This window comes from Roseibium polysiphoniae (assembly GCF_014842925.1).
In the GTDB taxonomy this organism is placed as follows: domain Bacteria; phylum Pseudomonadota; class Alphaproteobacteria; order Rhizobiales; family Stappiaceae; genus Roseibium; species Roseibium polysiphoniae.
Window position 1 is genome coordinate 483,662 of record NZ_JACYXJ010000003.1, and the last position, 17,338, is coordinate 500,999.

Genomic DNA, 17,338 nt, shown 5'->3' on the forward strand with positions numbered 1-17,338 from the left:
GAGTTGGCCCTGCCGGATGTCGCTATGAGATCCGCCCGCGCCAGAGCGTTTAAAGGGTGAATTCTCTTCCCTTCGGCCTTTCGTGACTTTTCAAACAGCCACGAGCGCAATCAGACGTAGCGGATCAGATCGCGATCTTTTGGCCAAAGTCCTGCATGTTGAGATGCATTGAGGCCTCGGCCCTGTAGCGCTGAACCAGCTCGTGAATGTTTCTCGTGCTGCGCCCCAGCCAGGTGCCTCGGGCTTTCAGAAGATCTCGATAGGTCGTGTCACTGACACCGGTTCGCAGCATCAGCATCATGACGGCAGCGTCGGAGTCCGACCTGAACGTATCCATGATGACGTTGCATTCCAGATTGACGTTGCGGCTGATGAGCCACGCAGCCGCGTCGACGCGTCCTTGCTGAAACAGCGTCAAAAGGATTGCGTCGAAGGAAAGTTCACCGCTGGCGATATTGATGTTCGCCTCGTGGCGGGACAAAACCTGACCGTCGATCTCAATTTCCTCGTTCTGATCCAGGTCGGCGACGCTTTTGGCCAAGGGTTCGAGCGCGTTCCTTTCCATGGCCTGTTTCAGGGGCTCTGGCACCAATGGGCAACCGTTCTCGATGACCTGGGAAAGGGTCTCATGGAACCCCTCATCAACCATGGCGCGGCGGGCGAGTCCTGCCAGAACGCGCGCCTCGGTATTTGCGAAGATCAGCAGAGCCAGCGTTGCTTTGATGGACAGGGTTGCGGTTGTATTGGCCACAAGAGCATTGGTGACGGGGCGCGGTGCGCGGGCAATGAGCTTGTCGGCAACGTCTTCGCTCAGATTGCGCCGGCGCGCCAGAGAGAGGCGGTGCTGGTTGGAGCCATGCATCGCCAGCTTCATAAGGGCTTTCTGGCTGACGACCGGGGAGGATTCGATGACCGGCTCCGACAGCTCATAGTTTTCCTCTGCCAGGCGATCCGCAAGCTCGGACGTAATGCGATTGGTCTTGGCAAGGCGAACAACCAGCTCGTAGCGAGCTTCCAGGTCGAGCTGATCGAAAACGGAGAGGACAATCTTGCAGAAAAGCTCCCGTTCCACTGCGCTCGGCTCGTGATCCTCGGACTTGGCATATTCCGCGACGAGGGCGCGGATCAGGCGTGAACGCGCCTCGGGCTCACGCGTTTTTGCAAGTTGCTCAAGGTTGTCACGAAGCACGGTGATTTCAACTCTGTTTGTGTAGAAAACCATCCACGATGGCTGGAACCACCATCCAAACAGGAATCGATTAATTTTTCACAAGCTTCCCCTAAGTTGTATTAAATAATGCGTACACTATTTCTGCTTCAAGGTGGCGTGGCTAAACAGCGCCGAAACTCTTGACCAGACTGCCGGCCACCATGTTCCAACCGTCTACAAGCACAAAGAAAATCAGCTTGAACGGCAGTGAGATGACGACGGGCGGCAGCATCATCATACCCATGGACATCAGCACCGAGGCGATCACGAGATCGATGATCAAAAACGGCAGGTAGAGCAGGAAGCCGATCTCGAAGGCACGCCGGAGCTCGCTGATCATGAAAGCGGGCACAAGCGTGCTCATGGCCAGATCTTCAGGGCTCTCAGGTGCATCACTGCCCGACAGCTCCTGAAACAGCGCGAGGTCTTTCTCCCTGACCTGGGACAGCATGAAGGTGCGGAAGGGATCGGCGGCGCGTTCATAAGCCTGTTCGAACTCGATCGTTCCGTCAACCAACGGTACGACGGCCTCGTTGTAAGCGGTCTGAAGCGTCGGGGCCATGATGAAGGCGCTGAGAAACAGCGCAAGCGAGACCATGACCATATTGGGCGGGGCGGTCTGCAAGCCAATCGCCGAGCGCAGGAGTGAGAGAACAACCACGATCCTTGTGAAGCTCGTCACCATGACCAGGATCGATGGCGCCAGGCTCAGGATGGTCAGGAGCGCGACAAGCTGGACGGCGCGCTCGGTGAGGCTCGCGTCCTCACCAAAGCCGACGGTTATCTCCTGGGCGAAAGCCGGGCCGGCCAGGAGGAACAGAAAGGTCCCTAGGCCGGCTGCCGCACAAAGGTTCAGCCGCGAAGCTTGGCGGCCGAGAGTTGGGGTCATTGTTTTTGTGGTCCGTGAATTTCGTCGAGAAGCTTGGCCATCTCGTCCTCGATGGGGTTGGATGCTTGTGATGCCGGTGCCTTGTTCTCTTCCTCGGGTGTTGAGGTGTCGGCACTCGCTTTTGTTTCCGGCTCGGACGGTTTTTCGATGTCCTGAGCGTTGTTTTGCGGATCTATGTTCGCTTTCGGCTGCTCTGCAGGCGTGTCGGCTTGCGGCTCCACCTTGATTGGTGGGGCTACGTCAGCCGTGGCTGGCGGCGTCGGGATTGTGGGCGCTTGCTTTGCCTCGTTCGTGGGCTCGGCGGGAGCGCTTTCGACAGCTGGTGGGGTTTCCACAGGCGGAACTGCTGGAGCGGCAGGAGGTATGATTGCAGTCTTGGCGCGGGCTGCGGGTCCAGAGGACGGCGGCGATACAGGCCGGCCGGGCGCAAGCGCTGCTCTGAGGGCAGGGGTGCCGAGGCCGTTTGTCGCCTGCTGACCTGCTGGCGCGCTTTCTGAACTGGAACCGCTTCTGCCAGCCAGCGGTTGAGTCCGCTGCGGGGCAGGGCGGGCAGCCGGAAGAGGTGCTGGCGCAGGCCGCGGCGGCATGACCGGGGCCGTGCGTTGTGACGGCTCGCCTTCCGGTGCTGGTTTCTTCTCACCAAAGCCTGCAGTCAGCTTCCCTGCAGCTGCCGCCTTCAAAAGCGACCTGGCCGGATTAACAGGGGCGTCGCCACGGACATTTTGCGGCGCCTTGTCATCCGCCGTTGCTTTCGGAGCGGCCTGCGCCCTTGGGTTTTGGGGACGGGTCATGCCGACCGGAGGCGTGGGGGCGGCTGGCGCAGCCTTGGTTGTCTGTGCTGGAGCGGCAGCGCGTTCGGGATGGCTTGCGCGCAACGCTGCATGAGCCACATCGACAGGAGCGGCAGAATGTGCCGGATCGGCTAGCGGGGAATCGCTGCTGGTTGCTGCCGTGGTGTATCCGGCGGCTGTCGGCGCAATGACCTGACCCGAGGCCTGGGGCCGTGGGCCGCCTGCCGTGAGTGGTGCGGTCTTGATGATGTTCTGCTCAACCACGACGTCGGTTGGGCCGCCCACCAGAATCAGATGTTCAACGTTGTCGCGGCGGATCAGGAGAAGGCGTCTGCGCGTGTCAATGTTGGTGGCGTCCATGACCGCGATGCGCGGCTGGCGGTTGCGGCCATTGGCAATTCGTGTGCCCGTAAGCCGTTTCAAGATCATGACGAAAAGAGCGATAAGAATCAGAACGATGCCTAGAGAAATGGCGAAGGCGAGGCCTCTGGCCAAACCGTCCGAGACGCCAAATGTCTCTGCAATCCAAGTGTACATGCCTACCTCGTTTAGTGCCCGCACATGTGTTCGCGGTCCGGACATGTCGACCTGCAGCAGCAGGACGTCGCCTTCTTGTTCCGCTCGTCGCGCCGCCAGTCGAACGCCTTGATGAAGTAGCGTCTCGTCAACGTTGCTTCTGGTTCGTTACACTCCGTAAGGTCAATTCCCTGTGGAGCGGTTGGCGCGAATCCTTCATTCTGGCAAAGTTAACAGAAGTGGGAAAAAACTGCCTGCCAACGAGCTGGTAAACTTTACGAATTGCAAAATGCGAAGAGCTCATCCACCGATTTCTGCTGGCGTTTCCTTGGGTGCCCCATATCGCGTTAACCATTCGTTAACCTTTAGATCGGCAATGTTTGCCTAGATTGTTAACGAATGGTGAATCGCATGGCTCTGACAGACCTGCCTGTGTTCCAGGCCTTGAAGTCCAAAATGCAGTGGCATCAGACGCGTCAGGGGGTTCTCGCCGAGAACATTGCCAATGCAGATACGCCGAAGTATCGCGCCAAGGAACTGAAATCCTACGCTTTCTCGGACCATATCGGCGCAAGCAGTTTCGGCATTCAGGCTGAGGTGACCAAGTCCGGGCACATCAGCGGCACGATTTCTGCAAGCTCCAACGGCAAGGTGGACAAGCAAGCCATGTTCGAGGTCACCCCGAGTGGCAACAACGTGGTGCTCGAGGAGCAGATGATGAAGGTCACCGAAAACCAGATGGACTTCCAGGCGGCCTCAACCCTCTATTCCAAGAGCCTTGGCCTGATCAGAACCGCCCTTTCAAAGTCCGCATGACCACCGGCTCGCGGCTAACTGCTTGAGCTGTCAGGAGAACTAAAATGGATCTCATCAAGTCGCTGTTTGTCTCGGCATCGGGTCTGAAGGCCCAAAACGGCCGCATGCGGATCATCGCGGAAAACGTTGCCAATGCGGACAGTACGGGGCGGACGCCGGGCGAGGATCCCTACCGGCGCAAGATCGCGACCTTCAAGAGCCACTTCGATAAGGAAGTTGGCGGCGAGATGGTCCAGCTTGGCAAGCTTTCAGAAGACACGACGCCGTTTGAAGTGCGCTATGAGCCAGGCCATCCAGCTGCCGATGAAAAGGGCTACGTGAAGGCGCCGAACGTCAACACGCTGGTCGAGACCGTCGACATGCGCGAGGCGCAGCGGTCCTACGAGGCGAACTTGAACGTCATCGAGGCAACGCGCCGCATGGTGCAGAAAACGATCGACATCCTGAGGGCCTGATAGCCATTCGGCTGGCGGGCCCAAGAGGTCCGGTCCGACGTAAAACTCCAACAAAGGCGAGGGCATCATGTCTACTCCATCGGTTGCAAACAATGCCTATCAGATGGCGGCGAAACTCGCGCAGCAGGCTGCATCTCCGGGCGACATGCCTGCGGGACCGGAGAGCGTCGACTTCGGCCAGATGGTTCAGGAAGCCGTCGAGAGCGTTGTCGACAAGGGCCGTGACATGGATTCCAAGTCGATCGGTCTCATCGAGGGCCGCACGGACGTTGTCGATGTGGTGACTGCGGTTGCTGAAACCGAAATGGCCTTGGAAACCATGGTCTCGGTTCGCGATCGGGTGATCTCTGCCTATGAAGAGATCATGCGGATGCCGATCTGACCCTGACCGCGAAAGGCTGCGCATGACTGGCGGCGAGGTACTTGATATCGCTCGAGAGGGCGTCTGGACGATGATCCTCGTGGCAGGCCCGACCATGATTGTCGGGCTTGTGGTTGGTGTTGTGATTGCGCTGTTTCAGGCGCTGACGCAGATCCAGGAAATGACCCTGGTCTTTGTCCCTAAGATCCTGGCAATTTTCGTGACGCTTTTGATCACGATGCCCTTCATGGGCCAACTCCTGGCGAGCTTCACGGCAAGGATCGGCGAGCTGATCCTTCAAACCCCGGCGTGACCGGGAAGCTCATGACTTGCGCCAACCGCAGGCCAATGACAGGGAAGGGGGCGGCATGACACTGCAGCTTGACTTCCTGCCTGAAATTGGCGCGATCTTCATGCTCATGTTTGCGCGCATCGGCACCATGCTGATGCTCATGCCGGCGTTGGGCGAAACATCGGTGCCCATGCGGGTACGCTTGGTTCTTGCCCTGATGCTGACGCTGGCGCTCTACCCGATCGGTTCCACGACCTATCCCGCTAACCTGATGGATGATTTTCCGCGTCTGCTGTTGCTGATGGGCAGCGAGTTGCTGCTCGGTTTCGTGATCGGCCTGTGCGCGAAGATGATTACCTTTGCATTGCAGACCGCCGGCGTGATCATCGCCAGCCAGTCGAGCCTCGCAATGGCCCTTGGTACGGATGTGACCAACTCGGGTCAGCAGGGTGCGTTGGTGTCCAACTATCTGTCGATCCTCGGCATCACGCTGATTTTCGTGACGGACACCCACTACCTGATCATCGCGGCCATGCACGACAGCTTCGTCATGTTTCCGCCCGGCGGTGCGCTGCCGATTTCTGATCTCGCGGCAATGGTGACGCAAACCGTTGCCGATGTGTTTTCCATCGCGGTGCGCATGAGCGCGCCATTCATTGTGGTCGGCATCGTTTTCTATTTCGGCCTCGGCTTGCTCAACAAGCTGATGCCGCAGATGCAGATCTTCTTCATTGCCATGCCCGTGAACATTGCGATCGGGTTGGGGCTCTTGCTTGTGCTGCTTACGACGATGATGACTTTCTACATGAGTCACTTCGAGCAGGCCGTCGGCAAGCTGACGCTGGGCTAGGAGAGCGCCATGGCAGAAGGTTCCGATGACTCGGAGAAAACCGAGGACCCCACGCAAAAGCGCTTGAAAGATGCGCATGACAAGGGGGACGTACCGAAATCTCAGGAAGTCAGCACCTGGTTCACATTGGCCGGGAGCGCGATGGTGATCGCCATCTTCTCACCGACCGTGGCCGCATCGCTTTCGGGGCTGCTGCGCGGCTATCTGGAACACGCCCATCAGATCCCGATGGACGGGTATGCGCTGCGGGCCTTGTGGCGGGACACGGGGCAGTCGCTCGCGCTGATCGTGGGGCGTCCGCTGCTTGCCCTGGTGGCCATGGCCGTGGCGGGCAATATGGTTCAGCACCAGATGGTCTTCACGGCTGAGACGATCAAGCCGAAACTGTCGAAGATCTCGCCTCTGTCCGGCTTCAAGCGCTTGTTCTCCTCCGAGAGCCTGGTCAACTTTGCCAAGGGCGTGGCGAAGATCGCGACGGTGGGAACCATCATGGTTCTGGTGCTTTGGCCGCACAGGGACGAGGCCGACACCATCATTTTTGCAGAAACGGTGATCCTGCTTGAGGAAGCGCGGGTGCTGGTGCTCCAGCTTCTTGCAGCGATCCTTGCCGTGATGACCCTTGTTGCGGGCGCGGATTTTCTCTACCAGCGCCACAAGTGGTTCGAAAAGCAGAAGATGTCCCTTCAGGAAGTGAAGGAAGAATACAAGCAGACCGAGGGTGATCCGCACGTCAAGGGCAAGATCCGGCAGTTGCGCATGGAGCGCAGCCGCAAGCGCATGATGGCAGCGGTGCCGCAGGCGACGGTGGTGGTCACCAACCCGACGCACTATGCAGTGGCCTTGAAATATGAAGATGGAATGGGCGCGCCGACCTGTCTCGCCAAGGGCATCGACGCGGTTGCCTTGAAGATCAGGGAAGTGGCCAAGGGACATGAAATTCCGGTGATCGAGAATCCTCCGCTCGCGCGTGCGCTTTATGCCAGTGTCGAAATTGATCAGGAAGTGCCCGAAGAACACTTCAAGGCGGTCGCGGAAGTGATCGGCTTTGTCTTTAAAATGCGGAAACGCTCTGGATGGCGCTCGAAATAGGCGTGGATTGGTTGAATTTCCGGGCATTGCACAGAATGCTGGGACGAGGCTCGGCGATCTGATTCGAGCCAGGGAGTTTTGGGAATGAATGATCTGGACGGCGCACCGAGCGAGCCGATGATCGACCGGCCTGAACGGGGCGGCAATATCGGGCTGCTGATCGCCTTGGCCGTTGCTCTGGTCGCGGCGGCGGCGGGGTTTGCCATTGTCGGCAAAACCCAGTCTCAGCCTTTCGTTCTGGCGCTGCTCGGCATTCTTGCCGTCGTCGGTGTGTTTTGTCTGTTCGCAGGGGCTATCGGCTTTTTGCGTTTCGGCACCGGCCGGTCTGGCAACCCGATTGCCTCGGCCTTTCTGAATTCTCTTGATGACGGAGCGCTGATCACCGATTCCGAAGGGCGCCTCGTCTATGCCAACCAGGCCTATGCGGATCTGACCGGCGCGGAAACCGCAGCCGACATCCGGGTCATGGAACGTGTGTTTTCGAGCGATCCCGACGCGGCCGACGCGATCTTTCGCTTGTCTCAGGCCATGCGTGACGGGCTGCGGGCTCAGGAAGAAATTCGCATGCCGATGCCGCTTGGTCGCAGCGAAGGCAGCCCGCATTGGTATCGTGTCTCAATCCGGCCGCTCTTGCTGCCGCGCAAGGAGGGGGGCACAGGCCGCCGTCTTGCCGTGTGGCAATTGGCCGACATCACCCGCGACCGGGCAGAACAGGAAAACTCCTTCCAGGAGCTGCAGCGGGTCATCAACTTCCTCGATCATGCCCCTGCCGGTTTCTTCTCCTGCGACGGGGAAGGGCGCATTGTCTATCTCAACGCGACGCTGGCCGACTGGCTGGGCTACGACCTTGCCCAATTCATGGCGGGCGAACTCGATCTCGGCGAGATCGTGCGTGGTGACGGCACCGAGTTGATCCGTTCGGTCAAGGGCCAGGCGGGCGAAGTCAAGAGCGAGACCTTCGACCTTGATTTCGTGGCGCGCAACGGCCGCAGTTTCCCCGTGCGCCTGCTGCACAGGGTTCCCTTTGGCGACAATGGCCAGGCGGGCGACAGCCGCACGCTGGTTCTCAACCGCTCACGCGGCGAGGAAGCATCGGAAGCCCTGCGGGCCGCAGAGGTTCGCTTCGCGCGCTTCTTCAACAACACGCCTATCGCGATTGCCTCGCTCGATACGGAAGGCAGGGTGCTGCGCACCAATGCGCCGTTCCTGAGACTGTTCGGTGCGGTCGACCTGAGCGGTGAGCCGCCGAAGCTGGAAAACTATGTTGCGGAGAGCGGGCGTGAGGATCTTGGCAAGGCGCTGACGGCCGCTGGCCATGGCATTGGCGAGATCGCGCCCATCGACATTCCGCTGAATGACGGCAATGATCCGCGCTCGGCCACCTTCTATGTGTCTGCCGTGCAGGAAGGCGAAGGTGATGGCGAGGCGGCCATCGTCTATGCGCTGGAAACGACCCAGCAGCGGGCGCTCGAGGCTCAGTTCGCCCAGAGCCAGAAGATGCAGGCCATCGGCCAGCTGGCCGGCGGTGTGGCGCATGACTTCAACAACGTCTTGACCGCGATCATCGGTTTCTCCGACCTGCTGCTCGCCAGCCATCGTCCGACCGATCCGTCCTTCCAGGACATAATGAACATCAAGCAGAACGCCAACCGTGCCGCCGGCCTTGTCCGGCAGCTGCTTGCGTTCTCGCGCCGTCAGACCCTGCGGCCACAACAGCTTGAACTGAATGATGTTTTGGCCGACCTGTCTATTCTGCTCGACCGCCTGCTCGGCGAAAAGGTCGAGCTGAAGGTGATCCATGGCCGGGATTTGTGGCCGGTGATGGCCGATCTCAATCAGCTCGAGCAGGTCATCGTCAATCTGGCAGTGAATGCGGGCGATGCCATGGCCGATGGCGGCAAGCTGACCATCCGCACATCGAATGTGACCGAGGCGGCCTCGACGCAATTCGAAAACACGCGCGGCATGCCGCCGGGCGAATACACGCTGGTCGAAGTGACGGACACCGGTCACGGCATGCCGCCCGAGATCATGGAAAAGATCTTTGATCCGTTCTTCTCGACCAAGGAAGTCGGCAAGGGAACAGGCCTGGGCTTGTCCACGGTTTACGGCATCGTCAAACAGACTGGCGGATTCATCTTCTGCACCAGCGAGATTGATGCCGGCACGACATTCCGCCTGTTCCTCCCGCGTCACATCCCGGCCTTCGTCGAAGAGCCTGTTGTCGAGGCCAAGCCGGAGCAGGAGAAGGTCGCGGATCTGACTGGCTCTGCCTCGATTCTCCTGGTCGAGGATGAGGAAGCAGTACGTGCCTTTGGAGCGCGTGCGCTAGCCTCGCGCGGCTACACCGTCTTTGAGGCGGGCACGGGCACGGAAGCGCTCGAGGTGATGGAAGAAGTCGACGGCAAGATTGATCTTGTGGTCTCCGACGTGGTGATGCCGGAAATGGACGGGCCGACGCTTCTCGTCGAATTGCGCAAGACCCAGCCGGATCTCAAGATCATCTTTGTCTCGGGCTATGCTGAAGACGCGTTTGAGGAAAATCTGCCGGAAAACGAGAAGTTCTTCTTCCTGCCCAAGCCCTTCACGCTCAAGCAGCTCGCGACCACGGTCAAGGAAGTGCTGAACAGCTAGGGATTTGCGGGTCGGAAGGACGTTTCAAGAAGCATCTTAATATATGAGTTTAATATTCATATATTTCTTGGCTTATCCGTAGGCATGGAGTAGGACGCTAGGGCAGACAATCCAATTGGAGACCGTTATGTCCCTAGCGACGAGAATTAGCGGCTTCCTTGGCGCACTTGCAGCCAGCGCGACCCTGATCGTGTCAGCCACCAATGCTCAAGCGGAAGCTTTGACTTTCACCGACATCGCGGGCCGCGAAGTCACCCTTCAGGAAATGCCCGACAAGATCATCCTCGGCGAAGGCCGGATGATGTACGGCATTACGCCGTTGATCGAGGGCAATCCCTTCGAGAAAATCGTTGGCTGGAACAACGACCTGATCCTTTATGATCCTGATGGCTTTCGCCAGTTTGAGAGCGTCTATCCCGACGACACCGCCCGACTGATCAACTTCGGCAACCCCTATGCCGGTGACTTCAGCATTGAGGCCGTTCTCGAATCGGAAGCTGATCTTGTGCTGCTGGAATCGGGCAGCCTGTTCAAGGCCGAAGAGACCGGTCTGATGGAAAAGCTCGGGGCTGCTGGCGTTCAGGTTGCCTTTGTCGATTTCCGACGGAATGCGACCGAGAATGTCGTGCCGTCGCTGCTGATGCTTGGCCGTATCTTCGGTGAAGAAAAGCGCGCGGCGGAATTTATCGACTTCTACATTTCCCAGATGCGGAAAGTCACCAACATCATCGACACGATCCCGGCTGAGGAACGTCCGCTGGTGGTGGTCGAGAACGCGGCCGGTTGGCAGGTCGACTTCTGTTGCTGGTCGTTCGGTCCCTACAACTATGGCCGTTTCGTCGAGCTTGCTGGTGGCACCAACTATGCGTCGTCTTTGGCCAACGCCTATTCGGTCACGCTGAGCCTGGAAGGCATCATCGAAGCCAACCCGGCCCACATCGTTGCGACCGGTGCCAACTGGTCGGAATCGCGTCCTGAGGTGACCTCTGTCCTGCTGGGCTATGATGCGGAAACGGAACCCAATGTGGCGCGCATCGATGCGCTTGCGAGCCGGGCCGGTTTCGCGGATCTGGAGGCGGTGAAGGCTGGCAACTACCACGCCATCTTCCACCAGTTCTACAATTCGCCTTACCACTTCGTGGCCATCCAGCAGCTGGCGAAATGGTTCCATCCTGATGATTTCGAGGATCTGGACCCCTGGGCGACCTTCGTCGAACTGCACGAACGCTTCCTGCCGTTTGACGCCAAGGGCACCTTCTGGATGTCCGCACAGGCGGCTGACTAGCCAGACAATGGTCCGTGGCCTGCGGGCTGCGGACCTTTCATTTCCGGATTTTGAACATGTCTGACCTAACCCAGGGCCCGAATGCCGGTGCTCTTGTACAGGCTTATCGGCTTCGATCGGGCCGTCGGCTTCTTCTCGTTCTGGGCGCGATTGCGTGCCTGGCAGCCCTGGTGATCTTCGATATCATCACGGGCCCTGCGAACCTGAGCTTCGGCCGCGCCCTTCAGGTGATCCTGGACCCGTCCATTGCGACGCCCAAGGAGGACGTCATCATCTGGAAGCTGCGCCTGCCGGTGGCTCTGATGGCGGTTCTGGTTGGCGCGATGCTCGGCGTGGCGGGTGCCGAGATGCAGACGATCCTCAACAATCCGCTCGCCGATCCCTTCACGCTAGGGCTTTCGTCGGCTGCAAGCTTTGGAGCTGCGCTTGCAATCGTGCTGGGCTGGTCGGTCGTTCCAGGTGTCGGCGGTTTGTTCGTGACCATGAACGCTTTCGTCTTTGCGCTGGGCACCTCCTGCGCGCTGTTTCTCTTCACGCGTTTGCGCGGTGTATCGCCTGAAGCGATGATCCTGGTCGGCATCGCCATGCTGTTCACCTTCAACGCGCTGCTTGCGTTTCTGCAATATGGCGCCTCCGAGATGCAACTGGCGCAGTTGATTTTCTGGCAGCTCGGGTCGCTCTCTCGCGCCACCTGGGAAAAGGTTGCTATCTGCGCCGGGGTGCTCGGCGTCATCCTGCCCTGGTTCCTGCATCAGTCCTGGGCGTTGACTGCCCTGCGCATGGGCGAAGACAAGGCGGCGGCACTTGGCGTGAACGTCGGCCTTCTGCGGCTGACCGTGCTCGGGGGGGTCTCACTGCTTGCGGCCGTTGCCGTATCATTTGTCGGCGCAATCGCCTTTGTCGGATTGGTCGGGCCTCACATTGCCCGTATGATTGTCGGCGAAGATCAGCGCGGATTTCTGCCGCTTTCAGCCCTGTGTGGCGCGCTGATCCTGTCGGGAACGTCCATCGCTTCAAAGGCGATTACCCCCGGGATCGTCTATCCGATCGGCATGATCACGTCCCTCATCGGCATTCCGTTTTTCATCCTGCTTATCCTTGGACAGCGCAAGAGGCACTGGCAATGACCGGCTTGAGCGCACAGGGTCTCTGCTTTTCCTACGGTCGGCGTCAGGTCCTGTCGGACGTGAGTTTTGACCCGCTCGAACGCGGCAAGCTCACGGTCCTGATCGGACCGAATGCGGCGGGCAAGTCGACGTTGTTCCGTCTGATCGCGGGCTTGCTCGCACCTTCTGCCGGCAAGGTTCATATCGCCGATACCGACCTGGCACGTCTATCGACCCGTGAGCGGCTGAAGAAGGTTTGCTTCATGCCGCAATTCTTCACGGCCAATGCGGCTTTGACGGTCTTCGACGTGATGATGATGGCGCACAAGCAGCTCAAGGGCTGGCGTGTGTCCGAAGATGACATGTTCGCCGTCGGCCAGGCGCTGGAAGACGCGGGCATTGGCCATTTGGCAGAGGCCTATGTCAGCGAATTGTCCGGAGGGCAATCGCAGATGGTCTCGGTCGCCCAGGCCCTCATCCGCAAGTCAGACGTCTATCTGTTCGATGAACCGACGTCTGCCCTCGATCTGCGCCATCAGCTCGATGTTCTGACCCAGATCAAGACTGCGGTTGCCGGACGGCAGGCTGTTGGCATGGTCGCTCTCCATGATCTGAACCTGGCGGCCCGCTACGCCGATAATCTGATCCTTCTGGGGGAAGGGCGCATCCTTGCCCAAGGGAGCCCGGAAGAGGTTTTGCGCTCGCCCGCCATTTCCAACACCTATGGCGTGGAGATCGAGATCACCACCGGTCCACGGGAGAACCTTCTTGTCCATGCTTACACGTCGTAACTTCATTCTCTCCATGGGCGTTCTGGCTGGGAGCTCGGCGGCCGCTGCTTGCCCGCTTCCTGCAATGGACGGCGGTGAGCACGCGGTATTGATGCTGAATGCCAATTGCGGGGACAGCCAGACACCGAATGTGTTCGAGCCCGCAATCCTGCACGTCAACGTCGGTGACAGCGTGACCTTTGTTCCAACGGACGAGGGGCACAATTCCGCGTCCAAGCGCGGCATGATCCCCGACGGCGCCAGTCCCTAGAACGGTGCGCTCGATGAACGGCTGCGGGTTACATTCGACGTGCCGGGGATCTACGGTCACATCTGCCTTCCCCACTATGAGTGGGGCATGGTTGGTCTGATCGTTGTGGGCAACGACCTGTCCAACCTGAAGGCCGTCAAGAAGATCCGACACCCGGGGTCCGCCCGAAAGACCTTCAGGGCGCTGCTGAAAGAACTTGAAGCCGCATAAGGTTTGGTGTGCCCTACATACATCTGCGCCTGCGCTCTGCCCGATGGCGGCCAATGAATGATTGGTCCTGGAAATGATGTAGTCTGGCTGTCCGTCGACGCACAACTGGAGCGCAGGGTGTCCCGATTTCTGAAAATTCTGTTTCACATCTGTTTTGTGTTGATCGTGTTGGGGGGCGTGGCCTGGACTGTTACGGCTCTGCGGTTTCACCTTGAAGGGGTGGCCCTATGGGCGGCACTCGCAGCGCTGGCGGTCGCAGTCCTTGGAACCGTTTGGCTGAGGTTCCGCTCCCGTCGTCTGTCCTGGCTGGCGTTCGTTGCGTCAGGCCTCATCGTTGCAGGCTGGTATCAAACCATTACGCCTCAACAGGACCGGGACTGGGCCATGGATGTCTCGCGCGGCGTAAAGGCCCGGGTGGCAGGAGATCAGGTGACGCTCTCCGATATCAGGGATTTCAACTGGATCTCCGCGCAGGATGCGGATCCACGCTGGACCACTCAAAGCTTCGATCTGTCGAAGCTCGAAACCGTCGACATGATCACGTCAGTCTGGGACAGCCCGGATATCGCCCATCTCCTTGTCAGCTTCGGCTTTTCAGGCGGCGACCACATCGTGTTTTCCGCTGAGATCCGCCGTGAGGCCAATGAGAGCTTCAACGAGATTGGCGGTTTTTTTCGTCAATTCGAACTGGTGCTGATCGGTGCGACGGAACGGGATATCGTCAAACTGCGAACCAATTATCGCGGGGAGGACGTCAGCGTCTACCCGGTCGAGCTTTCACCTGAACAACGCCGGACGATGTTCCTGTCCTTTGTCGATCTGGCCCAGGATCTCGAAGAGCGCCCCAAATTCTACAACACGGTGACTGCCAACTGTACGACAGTCGTCTATCAGTTGGCCAAGACCCTGCAGCCGGACCTGCCGCTGGACTGGCGTGTGGTCATGTCGGGGCATCTGCCCGAGTACATGGACAGCCTTGGCGTTCTGGGCGGAGACGGGCCAGTGGAAACGCGCAGGTCGTCGGCGCAAATCTCGAAAGTCGCGCAGCAATTGCCAGATGGAGTGGATTACTCCGATTGGATTCGGCAGCGTTGAGCTTAAAAGGCACATCACGGGCTGTCCGGCGGCTTAAGAATCCGCCGATCGCACTTTAAATGCGGTTGTCGATGGCGCTAGCCGATCACACCGGCGGGCAGGTGCTGCCCTGTTCGGCACGGGATTTCAGGCCCTGAAGGCTTTGCATCGTGTTCGGATTTCCCGGCAGGACGAAGCTCTGTTCAAGAGCGGTTCGCGCATTGTTGAGAACGGCAAGGTCCTGAACGGCGAGTGTCTGGCAAGGGGCTCCTGTGAAACGGACGCGGATCCGCACGACCCTGATGCCATTGTCGGAAGGGCCGAACTCGGCGTCGAGTGCCGGATTCGCGCCGGCCATCGTCCGCTCCATGACCACCATGTTGGTCTCATCCTGGATGACGGTTGTGCCTTTTTCGGTTGCGCTGGAGACAAGCGCTGCACGCACCGCGGCGGGGGAGGCTGCGATCGTGACACTCTGCGCACCTGCCGGCACATCCAGGGTCGGCTGCTCAGGCGCAGCTGAACGCCGGGGCGAGCTCTGGCAGGCCGCCAGGGCCAACAGAAGGGCTAGGGTCGTGAGCTTGCGCATGGCGCTATCCTTCGACTTGGCTTTGACGGTCATGGTGTTTGATAGGATACAACCTAGTCAACAACATGATTAAGAAAAGGTTGCATCGGCCGCGGCGTTATCTGCTCAATTGGCTGTGAAAGCCGGCATGAACGGCAAATCGGTGACGCCGATATCGTGTCCCATCTGGGAGAGCAGGGTGCCGATCTGGCCGCGGTGATGGGTCTGATGATTGAACATGTGAGTGACGAGCACCCAGCTTGGACGTGTGGTCGTACGTGTGCCGTCGCTGCTGGTCCAGGTCAGATCGAGTGCGAGCCAGTCGGGAGAAAGGTCTCTGGCCCAGGCTTCAATATCTCCGGCCATCTCCAGATGGGCGGCGCGGAGGTCCTCGAAGCTTGAGTAGATGTCGACGCCCATGCCCTTGTGTTCATAGACTTGGCTCGAAAAGCGGGTCATCCAGGCGCGATCGGCAAAAAGGATGTGGTTCAGCGTCGAGTGGATCGACTTGAAAAACGCTCCCTTGTCCGCCTTGCGTTCCACATCGCTGATCTGAGCGCAGGTGGCATAGAGCTTGTCGGTCATCCAGCCGTTGTAGACGGCCATGGTCTGGTAGAGTTTCGGATCAATCATGTCAAAGGGCCTCAGAAGGTGTCGCCGGTCTTGAAACCGCCGCCGCCAAAGCTGCCGCCGGAGCTGAAGCCGCCACCTGATGATCCACCGCCCGAAGAGCTGCCGCCGCCAAAACCGCCGCCGCTGAAGCCGCCGCCGAGCCCGCCACCCATGGAGCGGGGCAGGCCGGAGCCTTTCGGAAAGCCGACCCGTCCACCGCGCGGCTTGCGGCGCTTGTGAGATTTTTTTGCGCGTGCCCAATAGTTAGCACCGGTGATGGCGCCCTTGACCAGTTCGCCCAACAGAACCGTCGTCAGGTTGTTGTCGGAGAAGGTGGAATCCCAAGTGTCATAACCGCTGCGGCGAAATTTCTGGGTCACCTGTGACAGCTCGGTGCGCCGACGGGCAATGTCGCGCAGAAGCTGGCGATCCTGACGGATCTCGCGCTGGAGTGTTTCGGTCCGCTCCCGCTGGTCTTCGATGCGGCGAATGATCTTTTCATCTTCCGGAGAAGGGGTGTTCAGCGCCTCCCGCCACAGATCGCGTAGGTCGTCGGCCTTCAGCGACTGGGACAGTTGACCTTCGGCCTTGTTGAAGCCGTTATCCTCGCCATCGGCAAAGGCTTGCAGGGCCTCGTTCAGGGTCTCGATGGAGCGTTCCTGTGCATCGAGTTCACCGTCAAGCTCTTCGATCTCCTTGCCGAGACTGTCGATCTTCGCTGCCAGATCCTCGCCTGCGGTGCGGGTCAGTGCGGCTCTGCTCAGCTCGGCCAGCTTTTCCTCTTCCTGGACCGCCAGTTCCTCACAGCGTTCCGCGTGACGGGCCATGCGCTCGGGGATGCTGGTCAGCATGGCGTAGTTGGCGCGCGCGTCCTGATAGCGGATCAGGCCCGCGACCCAGCGATCGAGGGCGCGCACAATGCCGCGCTTGTCATACTCCGGTGTGCCGAAGCCACGCTCCCAAAGATACATGAAGAGCCGGTCGTCCTCGTAGGCCTTGCCCTTGTCTTCCCGGTCCTGAAGCGAGGTCTGGGCCTTGGCAGCGGCGGCCTGCGCGGTCTTTGCCGACTGTTCCGCCCGCTCGCGCTGGGCGAGAAATGCCGTGTCCTGTTCCAGAAGGCTGTCGACTTCCTCGAGAAGCTCATCCATGCGGCTGGCGGCCGCTTCAGCTTCGTCGGCGAGGGCGTCGCGGCGTTTTACGCTCTGGGTATGCGCGGTTTCCTTTTCGCGCAGCTGATCGGCAAGAACGTTGTAGTCTTGGGTGCGCTTTTCCATCAGGCGGCGTGCTTCGCGTGCGGCGGCATCCCGGCGTTCGTCAAAGGTTTCCGCTGCATGGTTGTCGAGCCGAAAACGCGCCAGTTCCTTGTAGGCGTCGCTCTGCTGGGTCTGCAGATCTGTCAAGGAGCGTGTCGCACGCTCGATCCGGCTGCTGAGGTCGGTTTCCTCGCGGCGCAGATCAGCTGTTGCCTGTTCGATGCTTGAAAGCGTCTGGCGTCCGGTCAGCATGATGTCTCGCCCTCCCGGTGCCGCTTTGATGCCC

General features: G+C 59.6%; 19 protein-coding genes. 13 read left to right on the top strand and 6 right to left on the bottom strand.

Annotation, left to right across the window (positions count from 1 at the left end; all coding sequences use genetic code 11):
• Positions 1 to 124: 124 nt before the first annotated feature.
• From IG617_RS09175 to IG617_RS09185, 3 genes are all read right to left on the bottom strand, one after another.
• A complete protein-coding gene (locus IG617_RS09175; RefSeq protein WP_192108915.1) occupies positions 125 to 1,189 on the bottom strand; it encodes a DUF2336 domain-containing protein in 1,065 nt (354 codons plus the stop codon).
• Positions 1,190 to 1,331: 142 nt separating this feature from the next.
• Entirely contained in the window at positions 1,332 to 2,099 is a 768-nt protein-coding gene (fliP, locus tag IG617_RS09180; protein WP_192108916.1) for a flagellar type III secretion system pore protein FliP, read from the bottom strand.
• Complete coding sequence (locus IG617_RS09185) at positions 2,096 to 3,427, bottom strand: flagellar biosynthetic protein FliO (protein ID WP_192108917.1); 1,332 nt, start codon at positions 3,425 to 3,427, stop codon at positions 2,096 to 2,098. The genes fliP and IG617_RS09185 overlap by 4 nt, the downstream gene beginning before the upstream one ends.
• Positions 3,428 to 3,817: 390 nt before the next feature.
• On the opposite strand from IG617_RS09185, the gene flgB reads away from it, so the two are divergent.
• The 13 genes from flgB (at position 3,818) to IG617_RS09245 (ending at position 14,640) form a co-directional block, all read left to right on the top strand.
• Positions 3,818 to 4,222: a flagellar basal body rod protein FlgB gene (flgB, locus tag IG617_RS09190; RefSeq protein ID WP_192108918.1), complete on the top strand. Its 405-nt coding sequence runs from the start codon at positions 3,818 to 3,820 to the stop codon at positions 4,220 to 4,222.
• 44 nt (positions 4,223 to 4,266) lie between these two features.
• A complete protein-coding gene (flgC, locus tag IG617_RS09195; protein ID WP_192108919.1) occupies positions 4,267 to 4,677 on the top strand; it encodes a flagellar basal body rod protein FlgC in 411 nt (136 codons plus the stop codon).
• 67 nt (positions 4,678 to 4,744) lie between these two features.
• Complete coding sequence (fliE, locus tag IG617_RS09200) at positions 4,745 to 5,059, top strand: flagellar hook-basal body complex protein FliE (RefSeq protein WP_192108920.1); 315 nt, start codon at positions 4,745 to 4,747, stop codon at positions 5,057 to 5,059.
• A 22-nt stretch (positions 5,060 to 5,081) separates the two neighbouring features.
• Positions 5,082 to 5,351 (top strand): flagellar biosynthesis protein FliQ, encoded by a 270-nt coding sequence (fliQ, locus tag IG617_RS09205; protein WP_192108921.1) that lies wholly within the window; start codon positions 5,082 to 5,084, stop codon positions 5,349 to 5,351.
• A gap of 55 nt (positions 5,352 to 5,406) precedes the next feature.
• Entirely contained in the window at positions 5,407 to 6,180 is a 774-nt protein-coding gene (gene fliR, locus IG617_RS09210) for a flagellar biosynthetic protein FliR (protein ID WP_192108922.1), read from the top strand.
• A 9-nt stretch (positions 6,181 to 6,189) separates the two neighbouring features.
• Positions 6,190 to 7,269: a flagellar biosynthesis protein FlhB gene (gene flhB / locus IG617_RS09215; RefSeq protein ID WP_192108923.1), complete on the top strand. Its 1,080-nt coding sequence runs from the start codon at positions 6,190 to 6,192 to the stop codon at positions 7,267 to 7,269.
• An 84-nt stretch (positions 7,270 to 7,353) separates the two neighbouring features.
• On the top strand, positions 7,354 to 9,903 hold the full coding sequence (gene cckA / locus IG617_RS09220) for a cell cycle histidine kinase CckA (RefSeq protein WP_192108924.1): 2,550 nt from the start codon (positions 7,354 to 7,356) through the stop codon (positions 9,901 to 9,903).
• A gap of 127 nt (positions 9,904 to 10,030) precedes the next feature.
• Positions 10,031 to 11,188, top strand: coding sequence for an ABC transporter substrate-binding protein (locus IG617_RS09225; protein WP_192108925.1), 1,158 nt, complete (start codon positions 10,031 to 10,033; stop codon positions 11,186 to 11,188).
• Between the two features lie 56 nt (positions 11,189 to 11,244).
• Positions 11,245 to 12,315, top strand: a complete 1,071-nt coding sequence (locus IG617_RS09230; protein WP_192108926.1) for a FecCD family ABC transporter permease — start codon at positions 11,245 to 11,247, stop codon at positions 12,313 to 12,315.
• Positions 12,312 to 13,085 (top strand): ABC transporter ATP-binding protein, encoded by a 774-nt coding sequence (locus tag IG617_RS09235; protein WP_192108927.1) that lies wholly within the window; start codon positions 12,312 to 12,314, stop codon positions 13,083 to 13,085. Before IG617_RS09230 ends, IG617_RS09235 begins: the two co-directional genes overlap by 4 nt.
• Entirely contained in the window at positions 13,063 to 13,335 is a 273-nt protein-coding gene (locus tag IG617_RS21445; RefSeq protein ID WP_209008369.1) for a cupredoxin domain-containing protein, read from the top strand. The genes IG617_RS09235 and IG617_RS21445 overlap by 23 nt, the downstream gene beginning before the upstream one ends.
• A gap of 21 nt (positions 13,336 to 13,356) precedes the next feature.
• Positions 13,357 to 13,545 (top strand): plastocyanin/azurin family copper-binding protein, encoded by a 189-nt coding sequence (locus tag IG617_RS21450; protein ID WP_254170506.1) that lies wholly within the window; start codon positions 13,357 to 13,359, stop codon positions 13,543 to 13,545.
• A 57-nt stretch (positions 13,546 to 13,602) separates the two neighbouring features.
• Positions 13,603 to 14,640 carry an Lnb N-terminal periplasmic domain-containing protein gene (locus IG617_RS09245; protein ID WP_209008371.1) on the top strand — a complete coding sequence of 346 codons (1,038 nt, stop codon included), beginning with the start codon at positions 13,603 to 13,605 and terminating at the stop codon, positions 14,638 to 14,640.
• Positions 14,641 to 14,725: 85 nt separating this feature from the next.
• Here the strand turns inward: IG617_RS09245 and IG617_RS09250 are convergent, their stop codons facing one another.
• The 3 genes from IG617_RS09250 to IG617_RS09260 form a co-directional block, all read right to left on the bottom strand.
• On the bottom strand, positions 14,726 to 15,208 hold the full coding sequence (locus tag IG617_RS09250; protein WP_192108928.1) for a hypothetical protein: 483 nt from the start codon (positions 15,206 to 15,208) through the stop codon (positions 14,726 to 14,728).
• A 105-nt stretch (positions 15,209 to 15,313) separates the two neighbouring features.
• Entirely contained in the window at positions 15,314 to 15,820 is a 507-nt protein-coding gene (locus IG617_RS09255) for a DinB family protein (RefSeq protein ID WP_192108929.1), read from the bottom strand.
• A gap of 11 nt (positions 15,821 to 15,831) precedes the next feature.
• The gene (locus IG617_RS09260; protein WP_192108930.1) at positions 15,832 to 17,304 is read right to left on the bottom strand and encodes a coiled-coil domain-containing protein; all 1,473 of its coding nucleotides are present in this window, start codon (positions 17,302 to 17,304) and stop codon (positions 15,832 to 15,834) included.
• Between the last annotated feature and the right edge of the window lie 34 nt (positions 17,305 to 17,338).